General features: G+C 54.5%; 22 protein-coding genes. 19 read left to right on the top strand and 3 right to left on the bottom strand.

Features of this window, described 5'->3' with window-relative positions:
• Positions 1-88 precede the first annotated feature (88 nt).
• The 17 genes from P0119_18935 (at position 89) to glgA (ending at position 16035) form a co-directional block, all read left to right on the top strand.
• Positions 89-757, top strand: coding sequence for a DUF502 domain-containing protein (locus P0119_18935; GenBank protein ID MDF0668124.1), 669 nt, complete (start codon positions 89-91; stop codon positions 755-757).
• Positions 758-805: 48 nt separating this feature from the next.
• Positions 806-2404, top strand: a complete 1599-nt coding sequence (gene glmU / locus P0119_18930; GenBank protein MDF0668123.1) for a bifunctional UDP-N-acetylglucosamine diphosphorylase/glucosamine-1-phosphate N-acetyltransferase GlmU — start codon at positions 806-808, stop codon at positions 2402-2404.
• Positions 2405-2458: 54 nt separating this feature from the next.
• Positions 2459-4288 carry a glutamine--fructose-6-phosphate transaminase (isomerizing) gene (gene glmS / locus P0119_18925; protein ID MDF0668122.1) on the top strand — a complete coding sequence of 610 codons (1830 nt, stop codon included), beginning with the start codon at positions 2459-2461 and terminating at the stop codon, positions 4286-4288.
• 28 nt (positions 4289-4316) lie between these two features.
• Positions 4317-4610: an Asp-tRNA(Asn)/Glu-tRNA(Gln) amidotransferase subunit GatC gene (gatC, locus tag P0119_18920; GenBank protein ID MDF0668121.1), complete on the top strand. Its 294-nt coding sequence runs from the start codon at positions 4317-4319 to the stop codon at positions 4608-4610.
• 71 nt (positions 4611-4681) lie between these two features.
• Positions 4682-5038: an aspartate 1-decarboxylase gene (locus P0119_18915; protein MDF0668120.1), complete on the top strand. Its 357-nt coding sequence runs from the start codon at positions 4682-4684 to the stop codon at positions 5036-5038.
• A 75-nt stretch (positions 5039-5113) separates the two neighbouring features.
• Positions 5114-6580, top strand: a complete 1467-nt coding sequence (gene gatA / locus P0119_18910; protein MDF0668119.1) for an Asp-tRNA(Asn)/Glu-tRNA(Gln) amidotransferase subunit GatA — start codon at positions 5114-5116, stop codon at positions 6578-6580.
• Positions 6581-6631: 51 nt separating this feature from the next.
• A complete protein-coding gene (locus tag P0119_18905; protein MDF0668118.1) occupies positions 6632-7039 on the top strand; it encodes a DUF948 domain-containing protein in 408 nt (135 codons plus the stop codon).
• Positions 7029-7349 carry a YtxH domain-containing protein gene (locus tag P0119_18900; protein ID MDF0668117.1) on the top strand — a complete coding sequence of 107 codons (321 nt, stop codon included), beginning with the start codon at positions 7029-7031 and terminating at the stop codon, positions 7347-7349. The genes P0119_18905 and P0119_18900 overlap by 11 nt, the downstream gene beginning before the upstream one ends.
• Entirely contained in the window at positions 7346-8776 is a 1431-nt protein-coding gene (gene gatB, locus P0119_18895; protein ID MDF0668116.1) for an Asp-tRNA(Asn)/Glu-tRNA(Gln) amidotransferase subunit GatB, read from the top strand. Before P0119_18900 ends, gatB begins: the two co-directional genes overlap by 4 nt.
• A gap of 19 nt (positions 8777-8795) precedes the next feature.
• Positions 8796-10082 carry a phosphopyruvate hydratase gene (eno, locus tag P0119_18890; protein MDF0668115.1) on the top strand — a complete coding sequence of 429 codons (1287 nt, stop codon included), beginning with the start codon at positions 8796-8798 and terminating at the stop codon, positions 10080-10082.
• Between the two features lie 27 nt (positions 10083-10109).
• On the top strand, positions 10110-10469 hold the full coding sequence (locus tag P0119_18885; GenBank protein ID MDF0668114.1) for a septum formation initiator family protein: 360 nt from the start codon (positions 10110-10112) through the stop codon (positions 10467-10469).
• Positions 10466-11350 (top strand): GTPase Era, encoded by an 885-nt coding sequence (gene era, locus P0119_18880; protein MDF0668113.1) that lies wholly within the window; start codon positions 10466-10468, stop codon positions 11348-11350. The genes P0119_18885 and era overlap by 4 nt, the downstream gene beginning before the upstream one ends.
• A 10-nt stretch (positions 11351-11360) precedes the next feature.
• Positions 11361-12818 carry a magnesium transporter gene (mgtE, locus tag P0119_18875; GenBank protein MDF0668112.1) on the top strand — a complete coding sequence of 486 codons (1458 nt, stop codon included), beginning with the start codon at positions 11361-11363 and terminating at the stop codon, positions 12816-12818.
• A gap of 52 nt (positions 12819-12870) precedes the next feature.
• Positions 12871-13629, top strand: coding sequence for a DNA repair protein RecO (gene recO / locus P0119_18870; protein ID MDF0668111.1), 759 nt, complete (start codon positions 12871-12873; stop codon positions 13627-13629).
• Positions 13630-13654: 25 nt separating this feature from the next.
• A complete protein-coding gene (locus P0119_18865; GenBank protein ID MDF0668110.1) occupies positions 13655-14011 on the top strand; it encodes a DUF971 domain-containing protein in 357 nt (118 codons plus the stop codon).
• Between the two features lie 104 nt (positions 14012-14115).
• Complete coding sequence (locus P0119_18860) at positions 14116-14502, top strand: hypothetical protein (protein ID MDF0668109.1); 387 nt, start codon at positions 14116-14118, stop codon at positions 14500-14502.
• Positions 14503-14523: 21 nt separating this feature from the next.
• Positions 14524-16035 carry a glycogen synthase GlgA gene (gene glgA / locus P0119_18855; protein MDF0668108.1) on the top strand — a complete coding sequence of 504 codons (1512 nt, stop codon included), beginning with the start codon at positions 14524-14526 and terminating at the stop codon, positions 16033-16035.
• On the opposite strand, the gene P0119_18850 is transcribed toward glgA, so the two are convergent.
• Entirely contained in the window at positions 16032-16535 is a 504-nt protein-coding gene (locus P0119_18850; GenBank protein MDF0668107.1) for a hypothetical protein, read from the bottom strand. The genes glgA and P0119_18850 overlap by 4 nt on opposite strands.
• A 152-nt stretch (positions 16536-16687) precedes the next feature.
• On the bottom strand, positions 16688-17296 hold the full coding sequence (locus P0119_18845; protein MDF0668106.1) for a LuxR C-terminal-related transcriptional regulator: 609 nt from the start codon (positions 17294-17296) through the stop codon (positions 16688-16690).
• Between the two features lie 339 nt (positions 17297-17635).
• Here P0119_18845 and P0119_18840 point away from each other — a divergent pair, with 339 nt between their 5' ends.
• Entirely contained in the window at positions 17636-17974 is a 339-nt protein-coding gene (locus tag P0119_18840; protein ID MDF0668105.1) for a PilZ domain-containing protein, read from the top strand.
• Positions 17975-18075: 101 nt separating this feature from the next.
• On the opposite strand, the gene P0119_18835 is transcribed toward P0119_18840, so the two are convergent.
• Positions 18076-18636, bottom strand: a complete 561-nt coding sequence (locus P0119_18835; protein ID MDF0668104.1) for an integrase core domain-containing protein — start codon at positions 18634-18636, stop codon at positions 18076-18078.
• A gap of 52 nt (positions 18637-18688) precedes the next feature.
• Here P0119_18835 and P0119_18830 point away from each other — a divergent pair, with 52 nt between their 5' ends.
• Entirely contained in the window at positions 18689-18940 is a 252-nt protein-coding gene (locus P0119_18830) for a hypothetical protein (protein MDF0668103.1), read from the top strand.
• Positions 18941-19260: the final 320 nt, after the last annotated feature.

Below are 19260 nucleotides of genomic sequence, written 5' to 3'. Positions count from 1 at the left end.
ATTTACAATAAAACGCTTGCGAGGTTTGTCGGGAACTCTGTAAGATGAACAGCTGAATACTCTGCCTGTGGCTGGGTGTCGGTGATTCATGCTCAAGACCGCGCTAAGACGCTATTTTCTAACAGGGCTCCTGCTTGTCACTCCTATCTGGGGTACTATTCTCGTTCTGAAGACCCTGTTCGTCGCGGTAGACGGCATCCTAGGCGACGTCGTCGCAGAATTGGTGCCCGACCATTATATCCCAGGCTTAGGGATCGTCACTCTGGTGCTGCTCATTTTTTTGGTCGGGTTGTTCGCGGCGAATTTCATCGGACGCCAGATTGTGGGGCACTGGGAGGATTGGCTTAACCGACTACCCCTTGTACGGGGGATTTATTCTACATTGAAATCCATGATGGATATTCTGTCCTTTTCGGAGCGAGGGTCGTATCGGCGTGTCGTCTTGATCCAGTTCCCGAAGAACGGCCATTATTGTTTTGCGTTCGTGACCGGCATGACGAAAGGTCAGACAACGGCATTGGGCCAGGAGGCGCTGGTTCATGTTTATGTGCCCACCTCGCCCAATCCGACGTCGGGCTATTTTCTATTGGTGCCGGAACGGGAAGTGACATCTGTTGATATCAGTATTGAGGAAGCGATGAAACTGATCGTGTCGGGCGGTCTCTATACCCCGTCCGGCACAATTGCTTCGGCCCTGAGCGGGGACTCGAAGTGGAGTCAGGTCAAACAACCGGATGCCGGTGTGCCGATCGGATAAATACGTGTTTTAGACTCGATTGCGATCCTCTCATATCCGGAGTCCTCGATGAAACGATCAGGAGAGCAACAGACGACGGTCACGGGTATTCCCGGCTTAGGGGTGATCGTGATGGCGGCCGGGTTGGGCAAGCGAATGAAGTCCAGCCAGGTAAAGGTGCTGCACCATGTCGCGGGGCAGCCCATGGTTCTCTACGCCGTTGATGTGGCGCTACAACTGGCGGGCCATCGCATTGTGGTTGTGGTCGGGCATCAATCCGACAGGGTTCGGCAAGTGATTGAATCGGGTGTCTCGGGCAGGCCGGGATCACAGTTCGTGCGCATCGTCGAGCAGGCCGAACAACTTGGGACCGGCCATGCCGTGATGCAAAGCCGCCCCGCGTTCTGTCAGGGCGACGAACCACGTCCGACGAATTATCTTATCTTGAACGGTGACACCCCGTTGCTGAGAGAGGAGACGACGCGCGAACTGTTGAGGGTCCATCACACGCAGAGCGCGACCGTGACGATTCTGACGGCGATGCTCGATGATCCCAGCGGCTATGGCCGAGTCATCCGCCGACAGTCCGGCGGCGATCCCCAGGGTGACATCACTCCATCCGATGTGTTGAAGATCGTCGAAGATCGTGATGCTAGTCCGGTAGAACGGGCCACCAGGGAAATCAACGCCGGGACGTATGTCGTGTCCGGAGAATTTCTTTTTGAGGCCCTCGAAAAACTGGAGCCACGCAACGCACAACATGAATACTATCTGACGGATATTGTTCGAATGGCAGTCGCACAGGGGCGGTCGGTTGCAGCCGTGACCCTTCAAGATCCCGAGGAGGGGCTGGGGGTCAATACCAGGCAACAGCTGTCGACAGCGGAGCGAGTCGTCCGCCAGCAGATTCGTGATCGCTGGCTTGAAGCCGGAGTTACGATGCGAGATCCCGGCTCCGTGTGGATTGATGCCGGCGTCACCATCGGAAGAGACACAGTGCTTTACCCACAAGTGAGCCTCGAAGGCAAAACAAGCGTTGGTGAAGGGACGACCATCCGTTCCGGGGTCCGCATTTCGGATTGTCTGATCGGAAACAATGTAGAGATTCTCGATCATTGCGTGTTACGCGAATCGCAGATCGACGACGACGCTCATCTGGGACCATTTGCACATTTGAGACCTGGGGCGATCGTGCGGCGAAAGGCGAAGGTCGGAAACTTCGTCGAGATGAAGAAGACTGAACTGGGCGAAGGGTCTAAAGCAAATCATCTGACGTATCTCGGCGATGCGCGAATCGGGAAAGGCGTGAATATAGGAGCTGGGACGATCACCGTAAATTATGACGGCGTGAACAAACATCAGACGTTGATCGAGGATCATGCATCTGTCGGGAGCGACACACAGCTCATCGCACCAGTGACGGTAGGACGCGGTGCCTATATTGCCGCAGGCACGACCGTGACGCAGAACGTGCCCGTCGATTCATTGGCGATCGCTCGTGTTCAGCAAGTGAATCGAGTCGGGTGGGCAGCTAAACGGCGGATGTTGCTGACCGCCCGTCCGGCGAGCGAAAATTCAGCGGACGCTTCCGACAAGCAAGAGGGCCAAAGAGCCAAAAAGACTTCGAGCAACATGAAGAACAGGCGCGCGAAGTCATTGAAACGCTGATTGCGACCGGAGAATTGTCTGTCGGTCAGTCTCGTTAGACCTGGAGCAACCGCCATGTGTGGAATCATCGGATACGTCGGCAATCAAGATGCGATTCCGATTCTCATCGGGGGACTGGCGAAGTTGGAGTACCGAGGGTACGACTCCTCGGGAGTCGCCGTCATGCAGGGAGCAAAGATTGCCGTTAGACGGAGCGTGGGCAAGCTGGTCAATCTTCAAAATTCGCTCAAAACCAACGAACTCAAGGGAACGGTCGGAATCGGCCATACCCGGTGGGCGACCCATGGAAAGCCCTCGGAACAGAATGCCCATCCGCATCGGTCGAAAGGGTGTGTGTTGGTGCACAACGGGATTATCGAAAACTATCAGGAACTGAAGCAGCAATTGCAAAAAGACGGCTACAAATTCGAGTCGGAAACCGATACGGAGGTTGTCGCCCATTTGATCGATAAGTATCTTCAGAAGGAAAACAAGCTGGCCGATGCGGTGCGGCTCGCGACAAAAGATGTGCGGGGGAGTTATGCACTGGCGGTGATTTCCGAGCGGGAACCCGGAACGTTGATTGCCGCCCGATCCGGCTGCCCGCTCGTCATCGGACGGACGGAGTACGCGTCCTATGTTGCTTCCGATGTGATGGCGATGCTTGCCCATACGCGGGAAGTGACCTATCTCGAGGAGGGGGACGTGGCGGTGGTCACGCAACAGCGAGTGGATCTGACCGACGCCGACGGCCATGACGTTTCGCGTCAGTCGTCGACGATTACGTGGGATGCTTCGGCAGCGGAGAAAAGCGGCTACCCCCACTTCATGCTGAAAGAGATTCACGAACAACCTCAGACCATTCTTGATACCATGCGCGGACGGTATTCCTATGAAACGGGGGAGGCGGATCTCCCTGATATCGGCTTGACGCCGAAGGAATTCGCAGCGGTTGAGCGCATCTGGATCGTCGCCTGCGGCACGTCCTGGCATGCGGGGCAAGTCGGAAAGTATCTGTTCGAAGAAATGGTCCGTACCCCGGTGCAGGTGGATATTGGGAGCGAGTTTCGGTATCGCGATCCGCTCGTCGGGAAAAACGACCTGTTTATCACGATTTCTCAATCCGGTGAGACGGCCGATACGCTGGCTGCTGCGCGAGAGGCGAAGCAAAAGGGCGCACGTGTGGTCTCGATCGTCAACGTCGTCGGCAGTACCTTGGCACGTGAGTCGGACGGAGTATTGTACACGCACTGCGGGCCGGAGATCGGAGTCGCCTCCACGAAGGCGTTTACGGCGCAACTCACCGCGCTGTATCTTCTGGCATTGCATTTTGCGCGAGTTCGTAATGTGATGAAGGTAGCGGATGGGAAAGCCTGGCTCGACCGGTTGGTGAAGTTGCCGGTGTTGGTCGAACGGGTGCTGCAGCGAGAGGCCGAAATCGTGGCCATCGCCAAGCGGTATTACAAAAAACGGAACTTTCTGTTCTTGGGACGCGGCATCAATTACCCGATCGCACTGGAGGGGTCGCTGAAGCTCAAGGAAATTTCCTACATCCATGCCGAAGGCTATGCGGCGGGTGAGATGAAGCACGGCCCGATCGCGCTGATCGACAAAGATATGCCGGTCGTGGTTCTGGCGCCTCGGGATCGGCTCTACGACAAGACGGTCAGCAATCTCATGGAAGTGAAAGCGCGACGCGCGCCAGTGATTGCCCTCGTCGCAGAAGGAGAGCGGGAGCTCGGCAAGATCGCGGATGCGGTGTTTACCATTCCTGACACCCATTCGCTGATTTCGCCGATCTTGTTTACCATCCCGCTTCAACTTCTCGCGTATCATATTGCCGTGTTGCGCGGGGCGGATGTCGATCAGCCGAGAAACCTGGCAAAAAGCGTGACGGTGGAATAGGCGAAGCTGAAGGGGAACAGAGGAGCAAATGGAAATCACTCAACAGGATGTAGAGAAAGTAGCGCAGCTGGCGAGATTGGCTGTGAGCGCGGCTGAAAAGGAGACATTTGCCAAACAGTTGACCCAAATTCTCGCACATGTCGATACGTTGAATCAGTACGACACGACGGGAATCGAGCCGACCGCCACCGTCATGGGGCAAGTGAATGTGTTTCGCGAGGACCTTGTGCGCCCGTCGCTCCCTTCGGAGATGGCTTTAGCGAATGCGCCAGAGCGTGAAGCGGACGGGTTTGTGGTACCCAAAATTCTAGAGGAGCGTTAATCGTCAGACAGTCGACTCGTACGGTGACGGCAACGAATGACGAGTGGCGTCGACGAATAACGGGAAGATCGATGTTTCGACAAATGCTGCGTTCCAAAATTCACCGTGCCACGGTGACAGGGGCTCATCTTGAGTATGAAGGCAGTCTGACCATCGATCACGACTTGATGGAGGCTGCCGGGATCCTACCGTATGAGGCGATCATCTGCTCGAATCTGAATAACGGCGAACGATTCATGACCTACGCGATCAACGGGACGCGAGGGAAAGGGGAGATTATTTTGAACGGGCCCACGGCTCGCAAAGCCGCGGTCGGGGACCAGATCATCATCTTCTGTTACGAGTATTACGGCGACGAAGAGATCAAGAAGCACGCACCCAAGATCGTTCGGGTGAATGAAAAGAATCGAATTGTGGTGATGAGCTGACAGGCTGAAACGAGGCCGATCGATGAGCTCCCGTGTCGGTCCGTGTCGCGCTCACCTGTCTGTAGCAGGAACTTCATGTCCCTCCAGAAACTAAGCCTCGTCGAGCTTCATAAGAAATTCAAGGCAGGGGAAGTCACGGCCACAGAGATTGCGCGCGCCTATTTTCTGCGCATCAGCCAGGTGGAGCCGAAGGTGAAGGCCTTCGTCACGCAAGCGAAGGAAGCAGCACTCGCACAGGCGGAAGCCTTGGATCGAAAGCTCAAGGCATGGAGAAAGATCAATCCGCTCACCGGAATGCCGCTTGCCATCAAGGACAATATCTGCACGGAAGGGGTACTCACAACCTGCAGCTCTCGAATGTTGCAGAATTTTGTGCCACCCTACGATGCGACGGTGATCGCCAAGTTGCGGGCCCAGGAGTACATGTTGTTGGGTAAAACGAATTTGGATGAGTTTGCGATGGGATCGTCGACGGAGCACTCCGCATTCGGCCCCAGCCGAAATCCTTGGAACCTACACTGTGTGCCGGGAGGATCTAGCGGAGGATCCGCGGCAGCGGTGGCGGCGGAGGAATGTGTGGCGGCACTTGGTTCAGACACCGGCGGCTCCATCAGGCAACCGGCGGCGTTCTGCGGAGTGGTGGGGCTGAAGCCGACCTACGGACGGGTCTCGAGATATGGATTGGTCGCGTTCGCCTCCTCGCTGGATCAAATCGGGCCGATCACGAGAGACGTGGCTGACGCGGCATTTCTTCTGCAGGCCATTGCAGGGCATGATCCGATGGATTCCACGTCGGTCGATCGCCCTGTGCCGGATTACATGAAGGCGCTGCAAAAACGGGATCTCAAAACTCTGAAGATTGGCGTACCGGTTGAATTTTTTACCGAAGGACTCGATCCGGATGTCGAGCAGGCAGTCAGAGCAGCCATTGAGGAGCTGAGGCATCTCGGTGCAGCGGTCAAGGAAATTCGTCTCCCGAGTACCGACGCGGCTGTGGCAGTGTACTATGTGATCGCGACGGCGGAAGCCAGCTCGAATCTCGCCCGCTTCGACGGAGTGAAGTTCGGTTTCCGTGCCAAGGAAACCAAAGATCTCCTCGAACTGTATATGAAGACGCGGCAGGAGGGATTCGGGCCGGAAGTCAAGCGTCGGATCATGCTGGGGACATACGTACTCAGTGCCGGCTATTACGATGCCTATTATGGGAAGGCCCAAGCTGTACGAACGTTGGTCTGCCAGGATTTCGTGACCGCGTTCGAGGAGGTGGATCTGATCGTGACTCCGGCCACACCGACGCCGGCCTTCAAACTTGGTGAAAAGAGCGAAGATCCTCTCCAGATGTACCTCTCTGATATTTTTACAATCTCGGTCAATCTGGCTGGATTGCCGGCGATCGCCCTGCCTTGCGGCTTCAGCAAAACAGGGCTTCCCATCGGCTTACAGCTCATCGGGCGAGCCTTTGAGGAGGAGACGCTGCTTCGGGCTGCCCATGCCTATGAGCAATCGGCACACTGGCGGCTCAAAAAACCGATGCTACGGTAGGGGCTGCTGAGGAAGAACATTCGGGATGAAAGACCGGGAGGATTGACACCTATGACGATCGTCGAAATCGCCGCGCTCCTCGTAGCTGTGGCATTTGCTGTGCTGGTCGGGTATCTCGTACCGGTATTGATGCAAGTCCGCAAAACGGTGGCTGAGTCCGAACAGCTCCTCTCGAAGATGAACGCCGAGGTGCCGGCTCTCGTGGCTGAACTTCGGGCCATGAGCCAGAACCTGAATGATGTAACCGCCCAGGCTCGTGAGGGGGTGGAGCATGCGGCCGTCTTGCTTCACGCGGTGGGTGAAGTGGGTGAATCCGTGCAACAAGTCCATAATGTTGTTCGTGGATCGAGTGGGACGCTCTTAAATAATGTGGTCAGCATGGTTGCAGGTTTCAAAGCGGCCACCAAGGTCGTGCGTAAACGCATGAAACATGAAGGAGGGACACACAATGGCGGATGATCGAGGAACATCAGCGATGGTTTTCCTGGCGTTCTTGAGTGGAGCGACGATGGGTGCCGTCGCGGCACTGTTACTGGCACCACAAGCAGGTGACGAATCGCGCGACCAAATCAGGAAATACGCTCGTCGTGCAGAAAATGATCTTCGTGATCTGGCCGGCCGTGCCGGTGAGGCATTTGAAGAAGTCGTCGGTCAGGGCAAGGAGTTTGTCGAAAACAAGCGATCGGTCTTGCGAGAGGCTTTCGACGCCGGACGTGAAGCGATAAAGCGGGAGCGGGGTCGTATCGACGAGGGGCCTGATCGAGGATGATCTTTGAGACCGTCATCGGAGTGGAGGTCCACGCCCAACTGCGGACCAGCTCCAAGATGTTCTGCGGGTGCGGCACGACATTCGGTCTGTCGGCCAACAGCCAGACCTGTCCGGTCTGCCTCGGTCTGCCGGGCAGTTTGCCCGTGATCAATCGAACGGCGGTCGACATGGCAGTTCGTGCAGGCTTGGCGCTGAAGTGCACGATCGCGGCGAACAATCGATTCGCGAGAAAGCACTATTTCTACCCGGATTTACCCAAGGGGTATCAGATCTCCCAATATGAAGCCCCCATTTGCCAGCATGGGTGGATGGAGATTCGTGATGGTAGCGGGGCGAAACGAATCCGTATCCGTCGCGCTCATTTGGAAGAGGACGCCGGAAAAAACATCCATGAAACCGGCACCAGTGGGAGCCGAGTAGATCTGAACCGCGCCGGCACGCCGCTGTTGGAGATCGTGACGGAACCGGACATGCGTTCGGCTGACGAGGTGGTGGCCTATCTCAAAGGACTGCGGGAAATCTTAATGTACCTTGAGGTCTGCGACGGGAACATGGAGGAAGGGAGCTTTCGGTGTGAGCCGAATCTGTCGCTGCGTCCGTCCGGGCAGAAGGAGTTTGGGACGAAAGTAGAGCTCAAGAACATCAACTCCTTCAAGTATGTGAAAGATGCAGTCGAGTATGAGATCAAGCGACAGACGAAGGTCTTAAATGAGGGAGGCAAGATTCGCCAGGAAACGAGGCTCTGGCATATCGAACGTGGTGAAACGGCGGTCATGCGATCCAAAGAAGAAGCCCATGACTATCGATACTTCCCCGACCCTGATCTGGTGCCGTTGAAGTTGGACGAGGAGTGGATCGAAGGATTCCGTGCCGACTTGCCCGAACTACCGGCCGTGCGGACGAAACGATTTATGTCGGACTATGGGTTGCCTGAATATGACGCCACCATCCTGACGGCTTCGAAAGGCATGGCGGACTACTTTGAAGTGTGCACGAAGCAGTTCAATCAACCCAAGACCGTGAGTAATTGGGTGATGGGTGAGTTGATGAGAGAGTTGAACAACTCTGGGACAGATATATCAGCGTCGCCTGTCACACCTGAACGGCTGGTGAGCCTTTTGCAGATGGTAGACAAAGGGACTATCAGTTTAAAGGTCGCCCGTGAAATCTTTCCGGAACTCTATAGCAGCGGGAAGACTCCCGAACAAATCGTGCAGGAAAAAGGGTTGATGCAGGTCTCTGATGAAGGGGCGCTGGCGAAGATTATCGAAGATGTCCTCAGCAAGAATCCGGGGCAGGTCACGCAGTTCAAGGAAGGCAAACAACAAGTATTGGGTTTCCTTGTCGGGCAGGTGATGAAGGCAAGCGGGGGGAAGGCAAATCCGGTAAAAGTGAACGAGTTATTGAAGAAGAAGCTGAGCGTCTAACCAGAGAGGGATAAGTGGTATGAGCGCGATTAGAGAAATCAAGGGCAGGCAGATTATAGACTCCCGGGGCAATCCAACGATTGAGGCCGAAGTGACGCTGGAAAGCGGCGCGAAGGGGCGGGCGGCCGTTCCATCTGGAGCGTCAACGGGGGAAAAGGAAGCGATTGAACTCCGTGACGGTGACAAGAAACGATGGATGGGAAAGGGCGTCTCAAAGGCGGTCTCGAATATCAGCAAGGTGATTGCCCCGGAATTACTGGGCAAGGAAGCATTCGATCAGGCCGGTATCGATCGAGCCATGATTGCGTTGGATGGAACGAAGACGAAGAGTAAGTTGGGGGCCAACGCGATCTTGGGTGTCTCGTTAGCCGTGGCGAAGGCATCGGCGAGTGAAACAGCACAGCCGCTCTATCGTTATCTCGGAGGGGCGAATGCGCGAGTGCTTCCCGTACCGCTCATGAACATCATCAACGGGGGAGCCCATGCCGATAATCGTTTGGACCTCCAAGAGTTCATGATCATGCCGGTAGGTGCAAGCCGATTTAGCGAAGCCCTCCGAATGGCCACCGAGGTCTTTCATTCGTTGAAGGCCCTCTTGAAGAAGAAGGGTCTCAACACGGCCGTGGGTGATGAGGGTGGGTTCGCCCCGGATCTGCAATCGAACGAAGAGGCGTTGGGCCTGATTTCACAATCGATAGAAGACGCCGGCTATAAGGTTGGACAGGATATCGCCTTGGCGTTGGACTGCGCGGCAAGCGAGTTCTACGACAAGGGACGGTATGTTCTCGAAGCGGAAAAGAACCCGGAGCGTTCGTCAGATGAGATGATCAGCTACTATGGAAAGTTGCTGGATCGTTATCCGATCCTCTCGATCGAGGACGGGTTGAGCGAATTGGATTGGAAGGGTTGGAAGATTCTCACAGAGAAGCTGGGTAACAGGGTGCAGCTCGTCGGGGACGACATCTTCGTCACCAACGTCGAAATTTTCTCAAAGGGCATCAAGGAAGGAATCGGAAATTCAATTCTGATCAAGCTCAATCAGATTGGGACCCTGACAGAAACTCTGGACGCGATCGAACTTGCAAAGCGATCGGGCTATACGGCGATCATTTCACACCGGTCCGGTGAGACCGAAGACACCACGATTGCGGACGTGGCGGTCGCGACGAACAGTGGTCTGATTAAGACGGGATCCTTGTCTCGAACGGATCGCGTGGCGAAATATAATCAATTGCTCAGGATCGAAGAGGAGCTAGGAACCGTGGCGTTCTATCGTGGTCGAGAGGCTGTGCGAGCGAGGGCCTAGCTGATTCCGTAGTCAGCGGATGGAGAGATGATGGTCAAACAGAATCGCGGACGGCAGTGGCTGGAATGGCGGCAACGCATACTTATCGCCATGCAGATGATCGGCGCTGGTGGCTGTGTGTGGCTGCTCGTGGCCTTGTTTTCCGGAGAAATGGGCCTGACGCGGTACCTGTCTATGCGTGATTACGCCAGAAATTTAGAGCAAGAACTCTCGGCTTTACATCGTGAAAATGCCTTATTGCAGCGAGATATTACTCGTCTCCAGCATGATCCCGCCAAGATCGAGCAGTTGGCTCGAGAGCAGTTGGGCTATGTGCGCAAGGGTGAAACTGTGTATCAGTTAGCGCCGGATCCAGAGAAAACCCCACAGCCCTTCTCGAAGCCATGAAGTTCGGAACGGTGGCCATCATTGGCCGACCCAACGTCGGCAAGTCGACGCTGCTCAACTGCCTGCTGGGTGAAAAAATCTCGATTGTCTCAAGTAAGCCTCAGACCACAAGGACCCGTATTATGGGCGTCGTACATGTGGAAGGAGCACAAATCGTCTATCTTGACACGCCGGGGCTTCATAAACCCGAGCACCTGTTGAATCGTCGAATGGTGCGCACTGCTGTGGAGACTATGGAAGGTGCGGATGTGTTCTACATGCTCATGGATGCGACGAGCCGACCAGGTCCTGGAGATCTGACCGCTGTAAAACATATGAAAGACGTACTGGCCAAACAGCCACGTCCGGTCATCCTTGTCGTCACGAAAATCGATCTCGTCAACAAGCAGAAGCTGCTTCCGATTCTCGCCAGTTATAACAAACTCTTCGCTTGGGCGGAGATCGTGCCGGTTTCTGCCAAGGTCGACGACAATGTTGACCGGTTGTTGGCCCTGACCGTTTCTTATCTTCCGTCTGGAGAAGGAGCCTACGGCGACGATGTCGTGACAGATCAGACAATGAGAACGCTGGCGGCTGAGATGATCCGTGAGAAGGTGCTGCAAGAGACGGAGGAGGAGGTGCCATATGCGGTTGCGGTCGAAATCGATGAGTTCGTCGAGCAGGGGAAATTGGCGAAGATTCGGGCGTCGATTTTGGTGGAGCGAGAGACGCAGAAGGGCATCCTCATAGGCAAACAAGGAGAGCGGTTGAAATCGATCGGTACGCAAGCCAGACTGGACATGGAACAGCTATTCGGTATGAAAGTGTTCCTAGAACTGTGGGTGAAGGTGAAGAAGGCGTGGCGTGAGGACGAACAGGCTTTGGTGCAGTTAGGGTACTGACGAAACAGACATGCAGACGGAACGACCGAGAGAGCCGCGGGTGACGGATCAGCAACCTCGCCAGTCCGAGCGCGACGTGTTGCGCGAAATCTTGCGGGATCAGACAGAACGTGGGCAGACGAAATCGGACATTGTCATCCAGTCGGTGCAGAAGCTACTGCGACGCGGAGCCATTACAAATCTTTCCAAGATGTTGGGACGTATGCATCCCGCGGACATCGCCAAAGTCGTGACCCATCTTTCCTCCCCAAAGGAAAAGCGTGAAATTTTCGAACTGGTCCGCGGCGAAGGCAAGCGCGGGCAAGCGCTCAGTGAACTCGACGGTGAAAGCATCCAGCAAGTACTCGCGGATCTGTTGCATTCCGATATCGCGTGGCTCTTGAAAGACCTTGGTCCCGATGACGTGGCGTACATTCTTGGATTCCTTCCTGAAGAGCGGAGCAAAGAAATTCTGGCCTTGATGAAGACGGAAGATTCGACCGAGGTGGCCGATATCTTGAAGTATCCGAAGGATACGGCGGGCGCGATCATGACCACGGAGTTCTTCTCCTTGCCGGAAGATGCCACGGCACATGAAGCGATCCGTCGGTTGCAGCAAGCCACCGATGCCGAAATGGTGTTCTATATTTATGTGACGGACAAGGATGATCGCCTGGTCGGTGTCCTCTCGCTCCGGCAACTGATCACCGTCCCTCCGACAACTCCCCTGAAAAATATCATGGCGCGAGAGGTCATGAGTGTGGCGATCGACATGGACCAAGAAGAGGTTGCGCGCCAGGTGGCCAGCTATAACTTGTTGGCTATTCCGGTTGTGGAACGGGACGGCAAACTCGTGGGCATCATCACGGTTGATGACGTGGTGGATGTGATTCGGGAAGAAGCGACCGAAGACATGTTGAAGATGGCCGGGGCGATTGAAGAAGAAAGCGGCGCCAAATCTTCGAGCCTCGGCTCGGCAAAACTGCGGTTGCCGTGGCTCTTCACCAACTTGGTCGGCAGTCTCCTGTCCGGTGCGATCCTCTGGTATTTCCGTTATACGATCCAGGAAGTCGTGGCAATCGTGAGCTTTATTCCTGTGATTGCGGCGATGGGCGGTAATGTGGGATTACAGTCGTCGACGCTGATTATTCGAGGATTGGCCACCGGCTCCGTGGATCTCACCCATGTATGGCCCGTCTTTTTTCGGGAAACGAAGATCGGCTTGGTCATGGGGCTGGCCTGCGGGGTGACACTGACGCTGGTCGCCTGGGTTTTGCACCAAGGGTTTTTAGGCATGGTCGTCGGAGCTTCGCTGATCATCGCATTTCTGGTGTCCACCAGCATGGCGACGATTATGCCGATCCTCCTCAAGCGTGTGGGCGTCGATCCAGCCGTTGCGGCTGGTCCCTTTGTCACGACGGCGAACGATATCACCGGTATTACAATCTATCTGACTTTGGCCAGTCTTTTCTTGGAGTATCTCCGGTGACAGGGCCTGGTGTGTCTCCACGTTTCTATCGCGGATGGGAGTGGAGGGAGCGATGCCTCTGGTAAAGACGACGGCAATCGTCCTGCGGAGCCGCAAGTGGGGCGATGCCGATCGAATCGTCACCTTGTATTCCAAGGATTTTGGTAAAATCCGAGGCGTCGCTCGTGGTGCCCGTCGTCAGAAAAGCCGTTTTGGGGGTGCAATCGAACCGTTCAGCGTGTGTCGCCTGAATCTATTTGAGAAAACAGGAGATTCGCTATTTAGGATTTCGCATGTCGATCTGGTACGGTCCTCTCAAGTGCTGCGGGAAGACCTTCGCCTGATGGCCTCGGCGGCGCGGATGGTCAACGTCGTAACAGCGATCACGCCCGATGGAGATCCAGATCCGCTCTTGTTTGATACCCTGGAGCAGGGCCTCGCCTCGCTCCACGAAACCAAAGACTCGAGCTTTACGGCGCTCCTTTTTCAGGTCAGGCTGCTCGGGTTGACAGGATTTCGCCCGCAGACCGATCAGTGCGCCGCCTGTGGGAAGACGCATTTCATCGGAGAGCCTCAATTTTCTCCGACCGCCGGAGGTATCGTCTGCCTGGCCTGTGCCTCACGTCAACGAGTTCGATGTGTCGCATTCTCACGAGGTAGCCTCTTGTTCCTCCAACAAGCCATTCGACTGGCTCCTACGGTACTTACACGGTTGCGGGCTGCGGGGCAGGTGCGGAATGAGGTGGAGGAAGCAATTGAAGGGTACGTCACGGTTATTGCTGGGAAACGGTTGCCACCGGTTGACTTCCTATCGTGTGCATCGTCAGGATGAACCAGACATGAGGAGAGGTGAAAGCATGGCCGCCACTGCTCTGGAGCCCCGAGATATGGAGTGGCTCGACAAGGGAGTGCTCGGAATCCAGTGGAGCGATGGCCACAAGGGCCGCTATCCGGTCCGTTATCTGCGGCAGCATTGTCCCTGCGCGGCCTGCGTCGATGAGTGGACAGGCGAGCGGCGTCTCAAGTCAGAGGATGTACCGATCTTGATTATGCTCCAGGATATCGAGCCGGTGGGACGCTACGCCTTGCAGTTCAAATGGAGCGATGGCCACGATACCGGTATCTATGCTTATTCATTGCTGAGAAAATTGTGTCAGTGCGACATCTGTCAGCCGGTGAAACCAGTTGAGTCAAAATCTAGACGGCTCCTGTGAGGCTTGGATATAACGTGACCAATATTTCCGTGGCCCCGATAAATCCGATAAGGTGCCTAATCAGTGGAGTTGTAATACTTGCATCGATCGTAGGTTGCAAGAGCATGCCGACATTGGAGCAGCAAGAACAGCTGGTACGAGTCAATAATCTTGTGCTGAATCAAATCACCACCAGGGCAGTCGTGAATGTCTGGGGGAAACCGCCGTATTATCACAGTGAATTCAGCCATTTTTTTGTGATGCCGGATTTCACTGTTATTCCGCGATCGCGGGTGGCAACAGGAGAGGCTCCGAGGGGCTGGAAATCCGGCGTGCATGCGGGCGAAGGAGTGTATTTCGCATACCCGGATCATGGGTGGCTCTTGGTATTTCTCGATGATCACCTTGTCTACAAGGAAGAGCTCAAAGCTGAGGAGTTGCATGCTCTTGCAAAATCCTGGGCTTATGAGGATCGATTCAAAACCCGGCTTGACGGAATTTCCAGTCCCTAGATATTCCGCATAATACCGCGCATGACTTCAGCATCAGGAGATGGATTGAACGTCGTGATGGCAACCTCCGAGGCCGTTCCGTATGCCAAGACGGGCGGATTGGCCGATATGGTCGGCGCGTTGGCGATTGAGCTGACGAAGTTGGGGCATCATGTGACATTGCTGATGCCGGGGTACCGAGGTCGAGTAAGCCGTGAGGCTTGTCAACTGGCCATGCGATTTTCTATTCCGATGAATGGGAAGCCGCTAGACGTAACGGTGGAAGAAGAGAGAGATCCGGTCACTGGTGCATCACCTAGGTTGAGGGTACTGTTCGTGCGGTACGATCCCTACTTTGATCGCCCGGGCCTCTACCAACAAGACCATCGCGATTATCCGGATAACCTCGATAGATTTGTCCTATTCTGTCGTGCGGTTCTTGAAGTCGTGCGTAGGCTGGTCGAGACTCGATCGGAAAAGGTTGATGTGCTGCACCTACACGATTGGCAGACAGCCCTGTGCGCAGTCTATCTGAAAACCCTTCCTCATGAATATAAGGGACTTGAGCAACTGAAAGTGCTTCTTACTCTGCATAACATGGGGTATCAAGGAACCTTCCCTGGCCAGGAGTTTATGAAGACGGGGCTTCCCCCATCGGTTTTTTCCCCGAGCGGCATCGAGTTCTATGGGGCAGTTAATTGTCTGAAAGGCGGCATCGTCTTTTCAGATGCTGTTTCTACGGTGAGTCCAACCTATGCGAAGGAGATCATGACCTCAGAACATGGATGTGGTTTGGAGGGCGTGCTGGCAAACCGTGCGGATGGCGTCAACGGGATTACAAACGGCATCGATGTCGCTGTCTGGAACCCCGAGAGCGACCCCTACCTGCCGGCGCAGTATACGGTCGGTGATCTGTCTGGAAAACTTACATGCAAGCGGGCGCTACAACGGGAGCTTGGGCTTCCGAATCGTGATGTCCCCTTGTTGGCTGTGATCGGTCGGCTGACCTTTCAGAAGGGGTTTGATCTCTTGCTGGATGTGATTCCTGAGCTCATGTCCCTAGCTACACAAACCGTTGTGCTCGGTACCGGAGATCACCATTTGGAACGACAATTTATTGAAGCCAGAGCCAGATATCCTGATCGAATTGGGTTATTCCTTGGTTTTGATGAAGGGATGGCGCATCGTATTGAAGCTGGTGCTGACATGGTAATCATGCCGTCTCGCTATGAGCCATGTGGTCTTAGTCAGCTGTATAGCCTTCGCTATGGCACGGTACCTGTTGTTCGCCGTACCGGAGGATTGGCGGATACCGTCGTTCCATTTCGACCTTCGACGGTCAAGTCCGGACAGGCAACCGGCTTCCAATTCATTGATTCTTCGGCTGACTCTCTGCTCGTGGCGCTCTTGCTCTCACTTCATGTGTATGCAGAGCGGCAGACATGGCGATCCTTGATCCAGGCTGGGATGAAGACCGATCTGTCTTGGAATCGATCGGCAAAACTCTATGTAGATTTATATAGATGGATGCAGGGAGAAACGAGAGAGAGCTAGCGAGCGTTGAAGGAAACGTTGATCACTTGCCCAAGTCTTGCCAGCAACGTCTTTGCCCTTAGAACGTAGTAAGAGTTTTCTTGCTTATGCAGCCTGATGACGGAAACCAGGAGATCACGGGCGGTATCAGTCTGTCCTTGATTAAGAGCTAGTTCTCCACTGTATAGAGCGCAAGAGGCTGCCATTGCTTCGACATCAACCGCCACCCGGCTCGTTGGATTGGCCACTAGACGCTCAAGATGAGTCGGCAACGGCAGGACAAACCCTTCGTACACCTCTTGGCTAGCTGAACGTAGTTGCTTCAGATCTGAACTCGCCTGTGCTAAATCAGAGGTTGATTTACAATCGGCATAGGTATTCCACAGTGACATGAAGCCGCTATTTTTAACCTCTGTCAATTGGGACGAAGCACCGGTTGCACAACCTGAGGCAAGAATCGCTACTCCCAATAACCCCACCATCAGTCCTGCTCTGAGCGCGTCATGCTTCATTTCATTCATGCTCCAGCTGAACGAAATGCAAATGGCAGGCCTGAGAAGCATCGCCTGAAATTGTAATTAAAATAAGAGAGTTTTGCAGAACCAGCTGGTAGCAATGTGTTAATCTCAACTCACTGTTGCGTCATTGACACATCAACGTATGAAGACATCTATTAAGAATTGAAGATTTGGACGAGAATTCCAGTTCGGGTGGTAGCGTTGGTCTTTCGCATGATGTGCTTAATGTGTTCTTTTACCGTTTGTTCAGTAATCTGGAGAGCATTGGCGATTTCTTTATTGGTCCAGCCTTTTGCCAGATTTTCAACGACTGATTGCTCGCGGTTAGTCAACTGAAAACGTTCTCGAGCATGTTCTGTATTGAGGTTTTGTTTCCGCCCCAACTCTTCCATCGTAACGACAAGCCTGGCGTTTTGGATGCCTCCTCGGTCCGGTAGGCCAAAGCCTCTTAAAAGGATAGGCTGATTAGGGTCACCCGTTACGCGCTTGAGTTCGAATTGTTCCCAATCCTTGGCTTCCGTGCGTATGTGAAGGGCTTTAATAATTTCCGCACAAAGCTCTGTCAGTGCTGTTGGGAGGACTCCATGCGCTGAGATCGTAGTAGTGCTCCCCTGGTCGACGGCATTGATCTTTTTGGCAAGTTCCGTAGCTTGTCGATTCATATGCAGAAGTTGCATAGATGCTGACAGCACCACTATCCCGGACCCGGCTCTCTGATCAGCAAGCGCATCTGTTTGCTCAATACCTTTAATGGCCTGTGTCATAAGTGTGTTAAGACATCACAAAATTATCAAATTAATGAGATATCAAGTCTCACAAACAACCAGCCTTAGCTCGATCCGATAACAAATACGAGGGTGACGCAGGAATAGTACCTAACACTTCCGAGGTAGTCAACATATACCTTTGAAGAAGCAGCCTACGTCCTTGGTATTGTTGATCCAGGAAGCGATAAATATATTCCGCATAGACTTGACATGACGTGACGGGGGTCGTTCGGACAAGGCCTGAACCATGTCCGGACAGCCAATATCCGATCTAAGAATGCAGATTCAATCCGAGGCGTAGGGATCTTACTGAGGGGAGGAATGGACGTGGGGTCAATGGAATGGGAGTGGTCGATAAGAGATAGCCATGAAAACCATAGCGAGCGGGCTGCGTTGTTGCGACCAATTCTTTATGAGATGACAGCGTCAGAGGCAGGGAATGCTGATGTTGTCAAAGAGGGAAAAGCGCTGTCCCTGAATATTAGCAGCGGAGGCATGTTAGTGCTTATGGACCGAGCCCCGGATATCGAACAGGTATTGAAAGTCTATGTACCGACACCTATAACGATTGCTGAAACGCCAACGCTCGCTGAGGTGCGTTGGACAAGAAAGCTTCCGATTGGAGACTCAAGCGGCCGCATCACCTATTTCGTAGGGCTGAAGTTCATACTCTAGTTTTGCCTGGCCACACGTCACACGTGGGGATATCGAGAGATGTCGGAATCACACAGATTCTTTCAATGAACTGCTGGACATTCGCGTTCCCTGCATGGTGGTCAGAAGTGCTTCGCCGCCGAGGAGCCTGGTTTCAGCTCCATGCCACAAGCAAGAATGCGAGCTTGGTCAGGACCAACCCAAACAGGAACGAGCCAAGGCGCATTGGTTCTCGGCTGATCAGTGGCTCTCAGAATCGAAAGGCTGTCTGCGATCTTCACAGTAGCTCGATGTTCTTGTTTGAACTGACACGGCCTCCGATACCCGGGAGTCGAATGCAAGTACCGAGTGTTGTACAAATCGACCCACGCCGCCAGGACGCGTTCCAGGTCCGGAGCGCTCGTCCACTTCCGGAGCCAGAGGAGTTCTTCCTTCAGCGTCCGCATGAGTCGTTCTATGTCGGTGTTCCCGTTCGGATTATTGTCGCTCATCAATGACAGCCCTTGAGCCTGGACCCCCGCCGGGCATTGGTGTTGTGACGTCTGCTCCAGCGCCGGGAGCCAGTGAGTGTGCTTTATTTGCCTCCCAGCATCGTGGCCGACAATCTTCTTCGTGTAGCAATTCAGGACCAGGACAAAGTAGGTCCAACCCACCTGCTCCACCAGCAACCCATAGGCCTGCATCAGCCGCAGTAACCTGTAGCTGGGTCCGGATGCCTCGATAGCCTCAGAGCGGATGCTCGGCTTTCAGGGCAAGAATCCGCTGCACGACGAACTCATTTCGCTTGGCGACGGTCTCCGAGCTGCGCCGCCCGATCAGCTAGCCCTAATCCATCCGAAAATAAAGATTCGGCTGTTGGCTTATGCTGCGGCTCCTGCCGTGGCGAACAGCCCCACCGTGCTCACTTCACCCATCCCCCGGTGGGGCTCTTCCGTTGCGCGCGCTTGGTGGAAGCCGCGTCTCGACGCGGCCGGGTTGGGAGGGTGAGAAGTTCGCTCCGTTCGCCACGTCACCCGCAGCGTTGATGCGATCTGTTGTCAAAATTATTTCGGATTAGGGCTAGAAGCACAGCCGCAGCAAGATGGCCTCGGCTCCACCGTGATCGGATGGTCGGTGAAGGCGGAGCGGATCTTTGGGTACAGCGGTGACGCTGCAGGGCGACGGGTTCGCATGCTAAACATCCTGTGCCGACAACATTGACTTGTCGCACAGGCACTTGCCAAAATATGCGCATTACTCGCTCCTTGTCCTTCTGTGAAGAGCTGAGGATGTCAATATCGTCCCGTACAGTCGCGATACTGCTCATG

It is taken from the genome of Nitrospira sp., assembly GCA_029194665.1.
Lineage (GTDB): Bacteria > Nitrospirota > Nitrospiria > Nitrospirales > Nitrospiraceae > Nitrospira_D.
Note: the sequence above shows the minus strand (reverse complement) of the source record. Positions and strands in the feature narration are given on the sequence as shown.